The following is a 17,183-nucleotide window of genomic DNA, read 5'->3' on the forward strand; positions in this document are numbered from 1 at the left end:
AAAACGCTTTAAGAATCGTGCGGAGGGAAGCAACGTAAGCGTCCGGCAGGCGGTCTAAGATTTCACAATCGTGTCGTTTGCCCACTCTTCCCTAATCACATGATTCGTCTATGGTTGCCCTCAGTTTCTTCATTCCACGATAAATCAGCGCAGCGACGGCACCCTTCGGTCGATCCATCGTCGCCGCGATCTGCTCCAGCGGCAATTCTTGCAAATGATGTAGTTCAATCGCGGTTCGCTGATCGTCGGGCAGGCCAGCAATCGCTTGCAGCAACAATTCCGCTCGCTCTTGCTGGATCGCTTTCGTGCATGGCGACGACTCAGCGACTTGAAGATACATTTCCAATCGCGACGCCGATTGTTCGATTGGATCTTCCAGTGAACGTTCGCGTCGCATATCCCGCCTTTTTGCCCGGCGCTTACGAAGGGCATCAAGCAAGTTATTGAGAAACACACGCCGCAGCCAAGGCAATTGATGCTCGACTGCATTTGTAGCGAGCTTCTCATTATGGTGAGCCTCCAGCATCGTGGTCTGAATCACGCCGGAAAGGTCGATCTTTGCTTGGGCTCCCGGTGAGAGTTGCGCCAATCCCAACAATCGCAAGTAGTCACGATGACGTTCCGCCCAGAAATCTTCTTCAATCATTGTGTTCACATGTTCATATAAGTCGCGTCCATTAATTCGAGCTCATTCTTTTGTAGGGAGCCTGTTATTGCACTCATGCTGCGCAACAAAGTTTTCAGTTGTACATCGAGTCATTGATCTCTGACGAAGTGCCTTCGTCGCCGATACTGTTTCATTCAAGATGAATTAAATCGGAATCGTGGCTAATCCGCAAATCGCTAGCATGTATCCGATGAATAACGTGCAGGGGATGGCGAGCACCGCCAAGACGATTCCAAGGAGCGACATCCAGCGTCGCGACTTGATATACGCACCAATGGACAATCCTAAGCCGACCATCGCTGACGCCAAACCTGCAAGAACCGTCCCAATTGGTAGCAACGAAGAATCCCAATGAACTTCTAAAACCCCGAAGTCAACCAGGCACGCAATGACGATGGGTAACAGACATGCAAAGCCGGATACAACCAATGCCACACGTGATAGAATGTGGGTTCCACTGCTGGGAGTCACCGCGATCTGCTCCACTTCGACGCGCGGTGTTCGATAGGGTTCAGACATGCTCGGCACTCGTGTGAGGAATTCCATCTTAATGGTCAGATGTCGTCACCCTTTCCAATCAAGTTTTCCGCTTCGCGACGCAATACCATCAATTCAGTGACTTCACTCCCTTGAATATGCACCCCAGCCGTCTTGGGGTTCTCATCCATATATGTAGTGACCATTACCAACGTTTTCTTCGCCATCGCTTGATCGCCTAATTGACACTGAATCATGGACTGCCATAGCCGCGTTACCAGTTCATCCCGCTGAGGCCGAGCGCGGGCGACGGCCAAGGTCGGCGTGATCAACGCGGAGGCTTCTTCATACTTGCCACTACGGTAGAGGACGCTGACTAACGCTTGATGTCTCCACCAAAATCGACGCTGTTTCGCATTTTCTCGAACTGCCGTAAGCAGTCGATCTTCATTGCCAATCGTATTCGGTACCAAAACGAGAATCCTCGCAATCCGCCACGCAGACTCCGAATTCTCGACTTTATCGAGCAATTGCTCCAATTCATTGCTCAGATTTCGATATTCTTCGACATGACCGGCCAACACGGCTGATACCGCCGCATGTTCCAGCGTCTTTAAATCTAGAGGCTTATGTTGGGCAAGCTTCTGGAAATCCCGTGTCGCCGCTTCCCAGCGATGCCAAAGGAAATGCAGCTGGGCCCGCGTTGCTAGTAAATCCATGTCATCAGGATTGGCCGCCAAGGCGTCATCCAGCTTTTCAAGTGCAACTTGGTTAGCGTCGTTACGCGCTGAGACGCCTATTACAAACCAGTCGTAATGCTCGCCAGGGATTTGGCGTCCTGCCCCAATCGCCGGCATGCTTTCAGCGAAAATTTTCCTTGCTTGCAGTAGCAACGTGTTGGCCTCGTTTATTCGATCCAAGTGATAAAGCGAGGTGGCCTTCAAATGCAACAACATGCTTCTATCGTGCGGCCCATCTGCGACTCCAACCAATTTGTCACAGGTGGCAAGCAGTTCTTCAAACCGCTCCGCGCGTTTCAAGACGAGCAAGTGGTTACGACTGTCGCGAAATTGCTTTCCTTCTTTCCACGACGGGGGCGTAAGCTCGATGGCCGCGTCAAAATCGTCGAATGCACCTGGCATGAGACTGGCTGCCCCCACTAGCCGAGCGCTGACTCCAATGTTCTCTGTTCGCAATTCTTTGGTGAGTTGATATGCCGCTTTCGCATGCGTAAGGTATCGGTCGGTATCCTGCAGCATATAAGCCGATAAAGTTGCTCCGTGCCTCGCCGATATATGGTTTGCGTCGTCTTGCAAAATCCGTTCGAAGTTTTGTAACGCATCAAGCCATTGTTGTCGCAATGCAGCTGATTCGCCGGCGGAAATCACTGGGTCAACGGGGCCGATTAGATCTGTCAACAGTTCGCCCAACTTTTCGCCCCGGGCCGACAATGAAACGACATTGCCATCTCGATCGACCAAGATTGCTGTCGGAATCGCAGTGACCCCGTACTTTGTCGCCATCGGATGTTTCCAGCCTGCGTCTTTTGCAAACAAGGAAGGCCATGGAATTTTCTCGTCTGCATTGTACTTCTCTGCTTTGTCACGATCGGTATCTAAACAAATCCCCACGACTTCGAAACCCTGGTCGTGGAAATTCCTGTACTGCTCCAGCACGTTGGGAATTTCACGACGGCAAGGGCCGCACCACGAAGCCCAAAAGTCAACTAACACGACTTTGCCCTTGTAACTCTGCCAATCGAGCGCGCCGCCGGAGAGAGTTTCACCTTCTATCTCCAATGGCTTTCCGATCATCTCCAGCTTTGCCTTTAATTGATCGCGAGTCGTTTTTAATTGCTTTGCAACACGAGCAGCATCGTCGTCCTCCATATTATTGAACACTTCGATGAACTGATTGAAAACAGAAATGGCAAGGTCATGATCACCTGCTTCCTGAAACGATCGACTTAATCCAGAGACCAACAGCGGACTGAAACGCATGGCTGCTGGCCCGGCCCCTTCTTTCACAACTTTCTTGGCATCATCGATCCACTGTTGGCGTGCCTGAGCGTCCATTGAATCAACGTCTTTGCTCCGTTGTTGCAGCTTCATGATTTCGCCCATGAACTTGTTGAACCCCGAAGTCGTTATGCTTGGAAGTGCTACCACTTTCGCCGGCGCAGAAAGGTCCAAGTTCGACCTGGATTTGGCCTCAATGGCGACCAACGGTTGTTGATGTTTAATACCTCGGAACGAAACGTTGACTGGTTTTCCAGAGGTATTCACGCCCGAGACGCCCACAGAATAGGTCGATTCATCGTCAAGTTTTGCCGTACCCATCTCGTGCCACGATTGATCGGCGAGCCGAACCAGGGCACGAACCGTCCCGGCTGATACTTCTAGACGCAAATCGACCGGTTGGTCATTGGGCAGGGGGAAATCTTTGAATAGCCCCATCCGGGTCCGCTTGGCGTCGATGCGTTGCTCAAAGTTGGCGTAATGATTGACCACGCCGGCTCGGGTGAAACTGGCTCGCTCGAAGCGAATGTAGTTGCGATCATCCTGAAGCAGCACCAATCCGCCGCTAACATACGCCCTCGCGGATTCGTCGTCTGGCAGCGGCAAGTTTCCATCCACGGTCACTTCGACGGCGAAATCGCCTTCCATTGACCGTAGTATTCGTGGAGCATTCATTCGGCCTTGCTCCGCGTCCAGCCCCTGCACGGTTCCGCTAAAACCAATCGTGATAGCGTCGCGATTCACAGTGAACGAACAATCACCATCAGGATCTACCATTTGCCCCCACGGCGAAACCGTTCCATACACATGATCGGCAGCATGAACCGGAGTCACCGTAATGGCGAACAACACGGCGCAGAAAAGTCGACTACTGAAATTCATTGTTCGCAAGTCCATAGGGATGAGTGAAACGACAACCTACTCACCATAAAGCGAGCCCCTTGGCTCATCGATGACGCGCGAATTTAGGCGACCGGTCAAATTTTTTCAGGATTTCTCTGTGAGACTTCAGTCGGTCAATCAATTCTGCGGTGACGGACGAAAGGGCCTTATTGAATCAGACGCAGATACCAGAACGCTATGACAGCAACGCATCCAGCGAAGCTCGCGAATCCAGCAATCATTGCGACTCGCTTCCGATTGGGGTGGTCCGCCCCAACGTCCACGTTGCTGGCGACTGCCAAAATGCCTATTCCAAACGCGGCGATTAGTGGTAATTCGTGACCCAAACGTTCATTACTACTGGGCTCTTCGTCGATTTTAGTGGCAGCCGTCCCAGCTGTCTTGGGTTTTCTACCATGGTTGTATGAACGAACTACATGCCCACTATCGTTTGCTAGTGGGGCTTGTTGACCAGTAGAGGCCAGACCGTCGACCTGCCGATGGATGCCAGCAGGTTCACAGGGATCTGGTGTCTCATTCACGATAATTTTCTCACGACGTACGTGTGGGAAAACGCGACTTGGCGCCGCCCTCTGACAGCAGGATATACGACACTGAGAAACCACTGGATCCCAGGGCCCATCGCTTGTTGTGGGTTCAACTCTTAACGACAAATGATTACGGTTGATGGATCGCCACCCATGTCGATTGAATCGGGCCGCGACCTGTCAATCGAATTGATTTGCAACGGTTTAGTGCTTGTTGCTGGTAGAGGCGGATCGAGTAGTCGTCAAAGTTTGTAAAGGTGCCTGGGCAGTAGCAACGAACAGTAGCATCGCAATCGAAGTTAAAAGTTTCATGAGCAGGTCCCGATCATGGAGCAAGTTTTTTACCTGCCTGTTTTAGCTGTATCGCAAAATGACAGGATGAAATTCTGCCCACTCTATTTCGATTCGTACGCCTTGGCTTTGGCTTCGGCTTCGAGCTTCGCGAGACTCGGGTCGGCTTTGTCGATGTACTCCTTGATCGCTTTACCGGCGTCAACGACAGCTCGATTGCGAGCCTGGAACTCGGGATCGTGGTTCAAGGATTTGCGGATGGCGTTGCGTTTTTCGACTGCGGCGTCCACGCTTTGGAAGGCTTCGGGGTAGCGGGCTTCGAGCTGGGCTTGTCGACGGGCCGTTTCGGCGACGAGGGCAGCGAGTTGCTTGTCATTGGCGGCTTTGAGTTGGGCACGGATCTGTCCGAGTTCCGACGGGAACCGGTTTTTGCTGACTCCATCCTTTTTCAGACGCGCAAGTTCGGGCTTTGTGGAGAGGACGTAATCGTCTTCCGCGTGACTCGCTTTGTGGACCTGAGTTTCCATGATCTTGAAGTCGGGGTCGGTCTCCTTGATGTGCTGTTTCTTTTTTGCAATGAGTTTGCCGAGTTGCTTGTGGGTGATGAAGGCTTCTGGGTAGTCCGCGTGCAATGCGGCTTCGAGCTTTTCATGCCGGGCCACGAGGTCCCGGTAGGTTGGGTCATTTAGAGTGAGGCGGGACTTGAGGTTCATGTACTTGAGTTTGTATCGCTCGGCCGGGTTGCGTCTGACAGGCTCGCGATTGCCTTGAGCCATCGCAAGCTTTTTGCGAATCTCGGTCCAGTCACCGCGTTTGCCAGTGGCATTCCAGACGCGGACGTTGTCAATCGAGGCACCGGGGAGATCGAACTGGAAGGCGAAGTACTGGCGAGTGCGGTCAATGATCGGGTGTTGGCCGAGGACACATTCGTTGTCGCTCAGGTGTGCAACGATTTCGTCGCCCCAGTATTCGACCGTCATGGTCTGCCACTGATCGGGACGAGGTTCGCGGGTGCATTCGCCGAGTTGGGCGGGAACAAAACCGGCATCGTGATCGACGGGCGTGGTGATCTGGAAATAATCGGGGTGGATTTGGGTGACGCTGTTGTAATGCCCGCCGCTGCCAGTCACGAGTCGCAGATCGGTTGTTTGGCCGGAAAGTTTGAAATCAAATTGAATAATGGTGTTGTGGAAGGAAGGGTCTTTGAGAAAGACGCGTTTGGTCTCCGTCGGATCCACATCCGTGCGCAACAACGCCCCGTCACGCAGAGCGAACTCGGCCTTGAACCACCAGCGGTTGCTGACGGTGGCGGGGTCGAAGTCATCCGCGAAAATGAGGTCACCGGGGATACACATGATGGCGTTGGATGGTGCGGGCGGCTCGGCGGTTGCTGTGGCCGAGATCACTGAGCTAAAGAGCAAAGAGCTACAGATCAGAGAAAGCAAGTGACGAGAGGTTATTGGGTTGGTTCGCATCTTGGGTTCCTGGAAGAAATTTGAAGCGGAGACAGTGGGGCAGGTTTGTAACCTGCCGACATATGGCTGGTTTTTGGATTGCGGATGACAAGTTGACAAACCGCTTCGCTGGCGGAACGGTGGTTGGGGAAATCAGGCCAAAACGCGGCGAGTCGATTCACCGGACGATCGCGATCTGACTCTCAACGAATTCATTGGGCTACTCGTCGTATCAGCACCAGTGCGCATGTCAGAGAAGTTCGACGTATAACGCTCCGCAGTCAGCTGTCCCTGGGCAATTGCAAATTCGGTACGCCAACATTACTTGACCAAGAACGGTCACACCCTGTAATTGATCAAACCAAGCGTATTCCATCCTTCTCAATCGTGATGACTTTCTGTTTATAGAGGCCTCCTATCGCCTTTTTGAATTGTCCTTTGCTGATCCCAAACAGATCCGCAATCTGGGCTGGGGGAGACTTGTCATGAACGGCCGCATACCCGTTGTGATCTCGTAAGTAATCGAGAATCACTTGACTGTAGTTGTCGCGAATTTGCTGACCACTCTTCAGACTCAGATCAATTTTGCCGTCTTCGCGAATGTATTTGATATAGCCTTCAATGCTCTGTCCAAAACTGAGCCGTTGATCGACTTCGTCTTTGTACAGTAAGCCCCAGTGGCTTTGGTCGACAATCGCTTTGAAGCCCAGTTCAGTACTGTTTGCGATAATCAGGTCAACCTTTTGCTGCGGATAGAAATCGTGTTGATCATCCTCCTGCACGACTTTGTCAATCTTGGATGTCGCGGTGATCCGATCTTGGTTGTCGAGATACAAAAACACGATGTAGGAATGACCCACGGTCATCGGTCGATGTTGTTCCGCAAACGGAACCAAGACGTCTTTGTCCAATCCCCAGTCCAAGAACGCACCGAACTGAGTATATTCTTTCACTTTTAAATACGCAAATTCGCCAACCTCGGCTTTGGGAGTTTGAGTGGTCGCGATCGGCCGATCTTCGGAGTTGAGGTACAGAAAGACTTCGACGGTATCACCGACACTCAAGTTGTCCGGAGTATGCTTGGTGGGGAGCAAGATTTCGCCGAGATTATCGGCATCTAAATAGACTCCGAATTCAGTCTGCTTGACCACTTCTAAATCATACGTGCTGCCGATTTTGATCATGATTTTGGGGCTGCCATTGGTTTCGTGAATGCGGGGGCGAAGTGATGGGGAACGTTTTCGTTGGGGGGCCGGTAAGATATGCAGTCTGAGCACAGACGGGCTACCCGGATCGTGGTCCAGACAGAATTGCCGAAGCTGCTGGGCAGCCGATGCTGCTGGGCAACCGAAGCTGCTGGGCAACCCACGATCGCAACGACGATGATGACACAGGATCGGACGTTTCATTCTTTTCGACGGAAATGGGGATAACATCACACATCGTAGCCGACTTGGCTGTGTCAGTTGAGTAGGGCCGCTTCCGGCGTGATGAACCGAAATCGGGTTTCTCCGATCGTCTCTGGTTCGATTTGTGTTGCGTAACGCTGTGAAGCATATTCTTGTAGCTACCATCACTTGAATGTGGTGCGTGGCTGTGATCAGCATCCACGATGGATCGACGGTTTGTTAGGGGACTCGGTTAACAGCATGCGTATGTCGGCATCACGTTGATTGCCGAAACTTGCCTTCTGCGACCCCGCGCGTCTAGACTCTGTCTATACTCCAAGTCGCAAACAGCGACGAAGTTCGGCGCCCGATCGGTTCATCACCATCCGCGAGCTGGCTCGATCACCGACCATTAGGCAAAAAGTGAGACTATGAGTGACAGCGACGGACTTATCTTTGCCTTTGCGCTCAATGGTAATGGCGGCGGCACTCCACTCACCTTGGATGCGGTGAAACAGTGGCGTCCGCAGGACGGGACGCTCTGGGTACATCTGGACTACACCGCGAGCGCCGCGAGAGAGTGGCTGGAAAATTCGAGCGAGATCGAGCCTGTCATCGTACAGGCACTGACGGCAGAAGAGACACGTCCGCGGAGCTTAATGCACAAGGGGGGCATGCTGTTGATCCTGCGCGGTGTAAATCTCCATCCGGGTAATGATCCGCAAGACATGATCTCCATTCGTTTTTGGATCGACTCAAATCGCATCGTCACGTTACGGCACCGCCGAGTGATGGCAATTGACGATCTTCGTCGGGCGGTTGAGGAAGGGAGTGGCCCCGTGAACTCAGGCGAGTTTCTGGAGCAATTGGCCGATCGTCTTGTCTGGCGAATGGGGACGGTCATCTCCGACGTAGACGACTGCGTTGACGCACTCGAAGACAAAGTGATCGCAGAGCAAACCTACGAACTTCGCCAGAAAATTGCCGCTATTCGCCGGGTCGCTATCGGCATGCGCCGTTATCTCGCTCCGCAGCGCGACGTCATGGCACATCTGCACAGCGAAAAAGTGGAATGGCTTAGCGAGATGGATCGCATGCGTCTGAGGGAAATCGCCGACCGCACAACGAGATATGTTGAGGATCTTGATTCGGTTCGAGATCGGGCAACCGTGACGCAGGAAGAACTGAACGGTCGCTTGGCGGAGCAGATGAACAAGACGATGTACATCTTGTCCATTGTCGCGGGAATCTTCTTGCCACTGGGCCTGCTAACGGGGCTGCTGGGCATTAATATCGGCGGCATTCCAGGAACGGAGAACCACTGGGCTTTCACCATCTTTTGCGTCTTGTTGCTCGTCGTTGCGGGTGGGCAGGTGTGGCTCTTCAAGCGAAAACATTGGATGTAAGGGGCGTTAATTGAGCCAAGACGTCCGCGAACCAAACGCTTCGTGACCGTGAGATCAAATGAATCGAATAAACAATTTGGCGACTCAAATCCAACTTCATCATTCGGCTCGGGCGGTAGCGAAAATCGCAGAGATTTTCGTCAATTCACCGCTTGGTCAAAATTCTTGGCCAGGTTCGCTACCGCATCGCAAAATGCTGTGTACAAAGCAACGTCGGGCGATTCAAGCAGTGGGGATGGCTTTTGATGCAACCACCCGCGGTACAGGCTAGGATGGAGATAGGTTTGCGTCGAAGCGTCGTGGTGCGTGTTAATCGTGGTTGCCCCCCAACCTCTGACGTGGAGCAATACTGATCGATCCGTGCCGTAATTCACTCTTCTAATCGTCATGAATTTTGAACCTTTACACCATGGCAATTCCTTCTTCTTAATCTGCGCGTCAGCGGCGCTTCGCTGCTCACGCTTAATTTGTTGTCTGTGGTGCCCACTATTATTGGCTGCCCCGGTTTACTGTGCCGAACCGACAAGCCTGCCGATCAGCAAGATTGCAGATCTGTTGCATACACCGAGGCACGAAGCGGTGAATCGAAATATGGTTCGAGTCCAGGCGACAATCTCGTCGGTCGGCGATGGAATCATTACCTGGCCCTCTCACGCTGGCGCGGCAAAATCATTTTGTTTGGAAGATGACACAGGAGGTATCTGGGTGCGATCGAGCCTGGCTTTGGACGAACAGCTATTTCAGGACGCCGATTTTTTATCGTCACTTACCTACGGTACAAAAATTGACCTTGTCGGACTGCTCGATGCGGGCGGCTACTCGCCTGTGTTGCTGCCGATGCAGATCACGAACTCGGGCGAGGGACATTTGCCCAATGCGAATCAGCCTGACATGAAGCGATTCCTCAATGGAGCAGAAAACATTCGCCGTGTCCGGGTCCGAGGGGTCGTCCAAAACGTCACCAAAGAGACAAAAAACTATTGGCTGCTGCGTGTCGAAACGGGCGTCGGTCACTTCTTGGTGCGATTGCCACTAGAGGATCAGTACGGGCCTGACCGGATGCTTGATGCGGAACTGGAAATCACAGGTCTTGCCGGCGCTTCGCGAAACTGGAGATCGGAATTTGTTTGTCCTCGCATGATCATTGATCGCCGCGAACACGTTCAAGTACTCAAGCCCGCACCTAAGGATCCGTTTTCAGTGGACAGGGTTTCGCTGGCGGATTTGGATGGCTTTAAGCCGGAAGGGCGTCCTTTGCATCGTCTCTGTGCTCAGGGCACGGTGACGTACTGCGACGGCGATTCTCTTCTGTATATACAGGATGAAGGAATTGGAGTGCGGGTTATCGCAAGCGACTTGGCTTCGATCGAGATCGGTCAGCGAGTCGAAGTGTCTGGCTTTATCGACAACAGTCGTTATTTCGCTGGCCTTCGTGGCGGATTGGTACGCACGCTGGGCGATCGCGAGGCAACCGTATCGGTGCTGGCGGATTTGCCCGAAATATTCGCAGAACGGACTCGGTTTGTTGCGGGCGACACCAAAGAAGTCGTCAATTATGAAGGACGCTTGGTTCACTTGGAGGGTGAAGTACTTAGTTTCCAGCCTGGTATTGGGAATTGGCAGAATCGTCTTGTCATTGACTGTGGTCAATCGACGACGACAGCGTTTTTGCCAGGCAAGGTCAAGCCTCTGCTGCCGGGGACGAAGGTCATGATGACCGGGATCGCCAACATGACATTCGCACCGCCTGATACGTCAGCGAATTTGGCCATGCCAACGGCCTTGGATTTATTGCTACGGGATGCACGTGATATTTCGATTTTGGAGCGGCCGTCGTGGTGGACGCCGCAGCGAACATTCATTGCCTTGACGATCATCACGATCGCGGCGCTTGCTGCATTTCTGTGGGCGTTTACTCTGCGAAGATCTTTGGAACATCAGACAAGTCGACTGGCCCGCGAGATGCGCATTCGTCACGACGCCTCGCTCGAATTCCAGGCAGCGATACGCGAACGCACTCGTTTGGCGGCAAACCTACACGATACCGTCCTACAAACACTCGCTGGGATCGCCTACCAGATCGATGCTTGCGGTCAGGTGGCCAACAACGACTCGCCGGATGACCATGACCATTTGCAAACCGCGAAACGCATGATCCAACGAGGCCAGAATGATTTGCGCAACGTTGTCTGGGCGCTACACTGTATGCCGCTGGAGGACGGAACGTTTGTGGATGCTGTCAATCATCTTGCTAGAAAACAAACCGTTGAACATGACACGGAGGTGTACGTCCAGTACGACGAACCCTTCCCAGTGCTCGCCGACTTCATTGCTGGAAATTTGTTATTGATCATTCAAGAGGCGATTCACAACACTATCAAGCACGCCCGTGCGACGCGTGTCGACGTCAAATTGTCTTGGGCACCTGGAGCGGATCATATTGCCGTCTGCGTCAGCGATGATGGGGTCGGGTTCGATACCGCCAACCATCTCGGTCGCTGCGAGGGACACTTTGGATTCGTGAGCATGGAGCAGCGGGTGCAACGACTGGGGGGCGAATTGACCATTGAAAGTCAGCCAGGTGCCGGGACGACGCTTCGTGTGTCGATTCCACTGAAAGAGTTCGACCCCGCAATTGCATGAAGTGCTAGGTTAATTAACGCCGTTGGCGTACTCACATCACACAGATCATTATGTCCACGCCAGAACCAATCACGCCACTACGCCTGCTACTGATTGACGATCATTCCGTGATGCGAGCGGGATTGGCAAACATGCTCAACGTGCGGCCTGAATTTGAAGTGGTGGCTGAGGCGGGGGATGGCGAAACCGGATTGGAATTGCATCAGCAGCATGCACCGGATGTGACACTACTGGACATTACAATGCCTGGCATCGGTGGAATTCAATGCTTGAAACGGATCAGGGAGCGGACTTCCGACGCCAAGGTGATCATATTGAGTTCATCCGAGATCGAAGCTGACATGCATCAGGTGATGGCATTGGGGGCGAGTGGTTACATCACCAAGTCCGCTCTGCCTGCCGAATTAGTCTCGGCAATCTTGGCTGTCGGGCGAGGTGAGAGGTCGTTTGCGAATCACATATTGCGAAAGTTAGAGAATTACTCGAACGCGCCCACATTGACACCTCGAGAGACCGAGGTCTTACATTTGCTGCGAAAAGGAATGAGTAATCCTGATATTGGGATGACGCTGCAGATCACACCTCGCACCGCAAAGGCTCACGTGGCAGCCATTCTGGTTAAGCTCGAAGCACACGACCGAGCCGCCGCCGTAGCCCGAGGATTCGAACTCGGGCTGCTTCGTCCCTGACAGCGTTTTCTGAAAACGCCAGCAATTTCACTTCCTTTCGATTGAAGAAGATGACCGAACATCATTGCCCGGTGGCAAACATTTTCTAAAGCCGGCTCGATCTCTTCGCCGTGTGGGTGAACATGCTGTGGTTCACCGAAAATTCTCTGGAAATTGCGCGATACTGGCCGATCGGCCAATAGTTTCGCGATTACCCGTATCCGTACATTAGTGAGAACACCGGCACCGTAGCGAGCATCTCGGGAATGCAGTCCCGGCAATGAAAGTGCTTTTTCGCAGTGGCTACTTTATTCCTGTCCACAAGCGATCTCCCTACGGCAGCTTTCGGTGTTTGGCGGCATGGTTACGGGACACCCGCATTGGGTTCCTTTTCTTCAAATTTACACGAACGAATTCTCAATCAATGTTTAAAAAACTAGCCCTCTCGCTGTTGGTTTGTTTTCCATTGGTCGTCGTTGGCTGTGGAGGTGGCGGCGGAGAAAACTCAACGCCAGCTGCGAATGACTACGACGCTTACATTGCAAAGCATCCTGAGGCGGCGATCCACGTAGAGGATCCGCCAGAATAATCGTCGCAAGACTGAAACGATTGCATGTCCTGGCGCGACTGTTCTTTCACGCAGTTTTCTTGTCACTTTTTTGTAGGGGTTTGTACTATGTCTTTTCGTGTAAAACGACAGGCTTTCACGCTTGTTGAGCTGCTGGTAGTGATCGCAATTATAGGTGTGCTCGTGGGGCTGTTGTTGCCTGCGGTGCAAGCGGCTCGAGAAGCGGCTCGGCGGATGAGTTGCAGTAATAATTTTAGACAGATTGGCCTCGCGGTTCACAACTATCACGCTGCCTACAATCGGTTGCCGATCCACGGCGGAGGCACGCTCGATATCGGTACCAGCAATGCATGGGAAAGCGGGACGTCCGCTGCACCCGCAGGCCGTAACGCACTAAATCTTTCTTCCCTAGTTGCACTCACCCCATTCTTCGAGCAACAGGCTGTTTGGGAGCAAGTCGTCAATCCGTATCAGGTGACCTCTGGTGCTGCCATCGGTCGTGTCTTCCAACCCATGGGGCCTGACCCAAATCGCAGCATTAGCAATATTACCAATGCGGTGGGCGGTAGTTATGCTCCCTTTGAAACTGACATTGCCTCACTGCGTTGCCCCAGCGATCCTGGTGTTGGCTTGCCTGCTCAGGGGCGTACGAACTATGCCGTGTGTGCTGGTGATTCGGTATTCATGGGCAACTCAGGTATTCCGAACTCCGTAACGGGCAAACCAAGCAGTGGTACCTCGGAGGACGTTCGCACATGTCAGCGTGGATTTTTCGTGCACCGCTCGGCAATGTCGTTCCGAGATATTTTGGACGGACTAGCGAACACGATCTGCATGGGCGAGATTGTGACCGATCTTGGGGATCAAGATAAGCGAACGCACGCGGCGGCCATCACGGGTGACCTTGCCGTCGCCGGTGGTGCTTTGAGTTGTTCTACTTTCACGGATCCCACGCGACCTCAGTTCTGGTCGTCAACGGCACCGCTGACCGGCACGGCCGAGAATAAGCGAGGCTACAAGTGGGCCTACTCGCGACCACTGTACACTCAGTTCAATACCATTCGTCCACCGAATCAAGAAGTTTGCATGGGGTCGGCAACATCCGGCGGTGCTCTGTCAGTGGGCTCTCACACCAGTCCGGGAATCGTACCAGCGGGTAGTCGTCACCAGGGCGGTTGCCATGTGTTGATGGGCGACGGTGCGGTGAAGTTTATCACCGATTCGATCGATGCCGGAGACCAGAGCAGTTCGATGGTCCAACGTGTCAATAGTATTTGGACCGGTCCGTACTTGGATGCGGGGCGAGCCAGCCCATTTGGACTCTGGGGCGCACTCGGTACTCGTGCAAACAAAGAAACAATCTCGGCAGAGTTTTAGTGCGTCAAGCTTGGACGTTGATTTTTACGAGGCCATTGGGTGTCTTACTCGATGGCCCTTTTTGACGTAGCGGAATTCGTCAACGGCTTGTTGATTTAGTGAGCCGCTCGCGCGTCAGCGTCCGGGTCCCACGCACTACCCGGTGCCTTACGGCCCACGGCTCACTGTTGCGATTTGCATTTGGATTAAATTAACAAGCCGTCAAGAATTTCGGCCGCGATCGCGGGTTGAACGAAAGTCACGCGTGATCTCCGCTACCGGTGCATCGGATCGGTGCGTTGATAACGCGTCTCTAATTGAAGTTAAATTAGGAATGCGTCGTAGGAAATTTAAACTCTATTTTATTGCACAACCATTTGGAGTGTTTCGTTATGTCAAAGATGTTGCGTCGATCATTTTTGAAGAAGTCTGCCGTCGCGGGAATGTTCATGGGGATTTCCGCAAAGAGCTACAATGCAACTTTTGCTGCTGAAGCACCGAGTGAGCGGGTTCGCGTGGGCATGATTGGTGTTGGCAATCAAGGCGGTCCGCGAAACAACATGAACTATTTCATAAACAACATCGAGGCGATGTGTGACCTGGATACACACTTTCTCACCGAAGCAGCAGCGTATCTTGACAAGAAAGCGGGTCGGTCTGCGGTGATGACCGACGATTACCGTCGGCTACTGGATTCGAAAGAACTCGACGCGGTCGTCGTGACAGTGCCTGATCAGTGGCATGCGTTGATGACGATCGAGGCCTGTCAGGCTGGCAAAGACGTTTACTGCGAGAAACCTCTGACTCTGGTGATCGGCGAAGGCCGTCCGATGATCCAAGCGGCTCGCAAACACAAACGGGTTGTGCAGACCGGTTCGATGCAGCGTAGTGGACTTGAATTCGAATTGGTTACGAACCTGGTGCAATCAGGCGCGATTGGCAAAGTGAAGGAGGTCAACGTCACCCTGCCGGGACCCAACTGGATCGATCATGCGAAGTCGTCGGTACCCGATAGTTCTCCGCCGAGTGGCTTCGATTTCGACCGTTGGCTGGGCCCTGCTCCGGCACGTCCTTACAACAAGAATCGCGTTCATTATCTGTTCCGGTTTTATTGGGACTACAGTGGTGGCCAGCAGACGAACTTTGGCGCTCATCATCTTGATATTGCCCAGTGGGGTCTGGGGATGGATGACAGTGGTCCGATCAGTGTGGAAGGAACCGCGGTTTACAATCCGAATGGTTGGTACGAGACGCCGGACCAAACGGTCATGAAGTACCAATACGCCAATGGAGTGACGATGAATTGTCGACAGACTCCTGGTACCCAAAGCAATAAACAAGGAACGGAGTTTATTGGCGAAAAGGGAAGTGTGTTTGTCTGGCGAGGCGGGTTGGTAGCGAGTTCTCCTGAGATTTTGAAATCGGTCGAAGTGCCCAAGCCTCTGGTCCACACCGGCAGCGTTGTCACACTTCCAGACGCTGAAAAAAGGTACGCGAACATCGCGCATGTTCAGAATTTTATTGATTGTGTCAAAACACGCGAGACGCCGGCCGCTGATATCAGCATCGGGCATCGTAGCGCCACCGTTTGCCATCTCGGAAACATCGCCGTGCGATCGGGGAAGAAGATCAATTGGGATCCACAAACCGAAACCATTGTCGGTGACGCGGATGGGGCAAAATGGCTTACAAAAGATTATCGAGCGCCGTACAGCCTTTCGTAGCGTTAGCTTGTGCGGAATTTTTTCAGTTAGCAAACAACTCTTAGGCCTCCTCAATTCGGACTGATGCCGGGGCGGCAATTCGCTTTCAAAGGAACATCATCGTGCAAAGAGAACAAATAGGACTTCGACGTCGAGAATTCATTTCTGGATCGTTGCTAACGGGATTGGCTGCCGTTGCCGCTGGCCCGCTGGCTCATGCGGCGGAGGCAGCAAAAAATGAATACCGAATTTGCGTGTTTGAAAAGTATCTTCAGGACCTGTCCTACGACGAGCTCGCTGATGTGATCGCGGAACTCGGCTTTGTCGGTATCGAGGCAACGGTTCGCAATAAAGGTCACGTTTTGCCCGAACGCGTCGAAGAAGACCTGCCCAAGCTGGTGGAAGCACTGAAGAAACGCGATTTGGAAGTAACCACGATGGCGACGGACGTGTTAAATCCGTCCGAGCCGTTGAGTGAAAAAGTATTACGTACTGCCAAGTCGTTAGGGATCAACTCCTACCGAATGGGGTTTTACCAATATGATCTCAACAAACGAATCCTTCCTCAGTTGGCAGAGATCCGGCCGCAGGTGCATGAGCTCGCAGCTTTTAACCGCGAATTAGGTGTGACAGCGTATTATCAAAACCATTCGGATGCAAAGTATGTTGGCGCCACGTTGTGGGACATGTTCGGTTTGCTCAAGGGCATTCCCAAGGATCAAGTCGGACTCGCGTTTGATATCCGCCACGCCACTGTCGAAGCCGGTCTGTCCTGGCCCGTGATTTACGATGTCGTCAAGCCGCATGTCGGCGCTCTGTTTGTCAAAGATTTCCAGTGGGATGGCCGCAAGGCCGAACATGTGCCGTTGGGAACGGGACGTGTTGATCCAAAATTCTTCGACATCGTCAAAGCAGATGGATTCGATGGCCCTATTTCGCTGCATGTGGAGTATCTCGACAAAGAGGGCACGCAGGCTAACATCGAGGCACTGCGACGTGACCTCAAGGTATTGCGAAATTGGCTCAGCTAAAGTTCGCGTTCAGTACAAGTAACCTACTACATCCCCAGCAATGGCTTCCTGGAACTATTCCCCATGCCAACAAGTGTCGCCTT

13 protein-coding genes are annotated in these 17,183 nt (G+C 52.8%); 8 read left to right on the plus strand and 5 right to left on the minus strand.

Going from position 1 to position 17,183, the window contains the following annotated elements; genetic code table 11:
• Positions 1-91: 91 nt before the first annotated feature.
• The 3 genes from ABD971_RS13160 to ABD971_RS13170 form a co-directional block, all read right to left on the minus strand.
• On the minus strand, positions 92-646 hold the full coding sequence (locus ABD971_RS13160) for a sigma-70 family RNA polymerase sigma factor (RefSeq protein WP_345322723.1): 555 nt from the start codon (positions 644-646) through the stop codon (positions 92-94).
• 165 nt (positions 647-811) lie between these two features.
• The gene (locus ABD971_RS13165) at positions 812-1,186 is read right to left on the minus strand and encodes a hypothetical protein (RefSeq protein ID WP_345322725.1); all 375 of its coding nucleotides are present in this window, start codon (positions 1,184-1,186) and stop codon (positions 812-814) included.
• Positions 1,187-1,221: 35 nt separating this feature from the next.
• Positions 1,222-4,044 (minus strand): redoxin family protein, encoded by a 2,823-nt coding sequence (locus ABD971_RS13170; RefSeq protein WP_345322727.1) that lies wholly within the window; start codon positions 4,042-4,044, stop codon positions 1,222-1,224.
• Between the two features lie 170 nt (positions 4,045-4,214).
• On the opposite strand from ABD971_RS13170, the gene ABD971_RS13175 reads away from it, so the two are divergent.
• Positions 4,215-4,373, plus strand: coding sequence for a hypothetical protein (locus ABD971_RS13175; protein WP_339939662.1), 159 nt, complete (start codon positions 4,215-4,217; stop codon positions 4,371-4,373).
• A gap of 614 nt (positions 4,374-4,987) precedes the next feature.
• Here the strand turns inward: ABD971_RS13175 and ABD971_RS13180 are convergent.
• Positions 4,988-6,304 carry a hypothetical protein gene (locus ABD971_RS13180; RefSeq protein WP_345322731.1) on the minus strand — a complete coding sequence of 439 codons (1,317 nt, stop codon included), beginning with the start codon at positions 6,302-6,304 and terminating at the stop codon, positions 4,988-4,990.
• Positions 6,305-6,693: 389 nt separating this feature from the next.
• On the minus strand, positions 6,694-7,746 hold the full coding sequence (locus tag ABD971_RS13185; protein WP_345322733.1) for a CvfB family protein: 1,053 nt from the start codon (positions 7,744-7,746) through the stop codon (positions 6,694-6,696).
• A 410-nt stretch (positions 7,747-8,156) separates the two neighbouring features.
• Here ABD971_RS13185 and zntB point away from each other — a divergent pair, with 410 nt between their 5' ends.
• From zntB to ABD971_RS13220, 7 genes are all read left to right on the plus strand, one after another.
• Positions 8,157-9,131 (plus strand): zinc transporter ZntB, encoded by a 975-nt coding sequence (gene zntB, locus ABD971_RS13190; RefSeq protein WP_345322735.1) that lies wholly within the window; start codon positions 8,157-8,159, stop codon positions 9,129-9,131.
• Positions 9,132-9,710: 579 nt separating this feature from the next.
• Entirely contained in the window at positions 9,711-11,774 is a 2,064-nt protein-coding gene (locus ABD971_RS13195; RefSeq protein WP_345322737.1) for a sensor histidine kinase, read from the plus strand.
• A 50-nt stretch (positions 11,775-11,824) separates the two neighbouring features.
• Positions 11,825-12,463 (plus strand): response regulator, encoded by a 639-nt coding sequence (locus ABD971_RS13200; RefSeq protein ID WP_345322739.1) that lies wholly within the window; start codon positions 11,825-11,827, stop codon positions 12,461-12,463.
• A 403-nt stretch (positions 12,464-12,866) separates the two neighbouring features.
• Positions 12,867-13,031, plus strand: coding sequence for a hypothetical protein (locus tag ABD971_RS13205; protein WP_339939674.1), 165 nt, complete (start codon positions 12,867-12,869; stop codon positions 13,029-13,031).
• Between the two features lie 87 nt (positions 13,032-13,118).
• Positions 13,119-14,387: a DUF1559 family PulG-like putative transporter gene (locus ABD971_RS13210; protein ID WP_345322742.1), complete on the plus strand. Its 1,269-nt coding sequence runs from the start codon at positions 13,119-13,121 to the stop codon at positions 14,385-14,387.
• A 371-nt stretch (positions 14,388-14,758) separates the two neighbouring features.
• Positions 14,759-16,090 (plus strand): Gfo/Idh/MocA family protein, encoded by a 1,332-nt coding sequence (locus tag ABD971_RS13215; RefSeq protein ID WP_345322744.1) that lies wholly within the window; start codon positions 14,759-14,761, stop codon positions 16,088-16,090.
• A 101-nt stretch (positions 16,091-16,191) separates the two neighbouring features.
• Entirely contained in the window at positions 16,192-17,100 is a 909-nt protein-coding gene (locus ABD971_RS13220; protein WP_345322746.1) for a sugar phosphate isomerase/epimerase family protein, read from the plus strand.
• Positions 17,101-17,183 lie beyond the last annotated feature (83 nt).

Source organism: Novipirellula rosea (assembly GCF_039541335.1).
Lineage (GTDB): Bacteria > Planctomycetota > Planctomycetia > Pirellulales > Pirellulaceae > Novipirellula > Novipirellula rosea.

What these genes read in the sequence shown, in the direction of transcription:
- ABD971_RS13160 (WP_345322723.1), bottom strand. Translation starts at nt 646, where the DNA reads ATGATTGAAGAAGATTTCTGGGCGGAACGTCATCGTGACTACTTGCGA.
- ABD971_RS13165 (WP_345322725.1), bottom strand. Translation starts at nt 1,186, where the DNA reads ATGTCTGAACCCTATCGAACACCGCGCGTCGAAGTGGAGCAGATCGCG.
- ABD971_RS13170 (WP_345322727.1), bottom strand. Translation starts at nt 4,044, where the DNA reads ATGAATTTCAGTAGTCGACTTTTCTGCGCCGTGTTGTTCGCCATTACG.
- ABD971_RS13185 (WP_345322733.1), bottom strand. Translation starts at nt 7,746, where the DNA reads ATGAAACGTCCGATCCTGTGTCATCATCGTCGTTGCGATCGTGGGTTG.
- zntB (WP_345322735.1), top strand. Translation starts at nt 8,157, where the DNA reads ATGAGTGACAGCGACGGACTTATCTTTGCCTTTGCGCTCAATGGTAAT.
- ABD971_RS13200 (WP_345322739.1), top strand. Translation starts at nt 11,825, where the DNA reads ATGTCCACGCCAGAACCAATCACGCCACTACGCCTGCTACTGATTGAC.
- ABD971_RS13205 (WP_339939674.1), top strand. Translation starts at nt 12,867, where the DNA reads ATGTTTAAAAAACTAGCCCTCTCGCTGTTGGTTTGTTTTCCATTGGTC.
- ABD971_RS13210 (WP_345322742.1), top strand. Translation starts at nt 13,119, where the DNA reads ATGTCTTTTCGTGTAAAACGACAGGCTTTCACGCTTGTTGAGCTGCTG.
- ABD971_RS13215 (WP_345322744.1), top strand. Translation starts at nt 14,759, where the DNA reads ATGTCAAAGATGTTGCGTCGATCATTTTTGAAGAAGTCTGCCGTCGCG.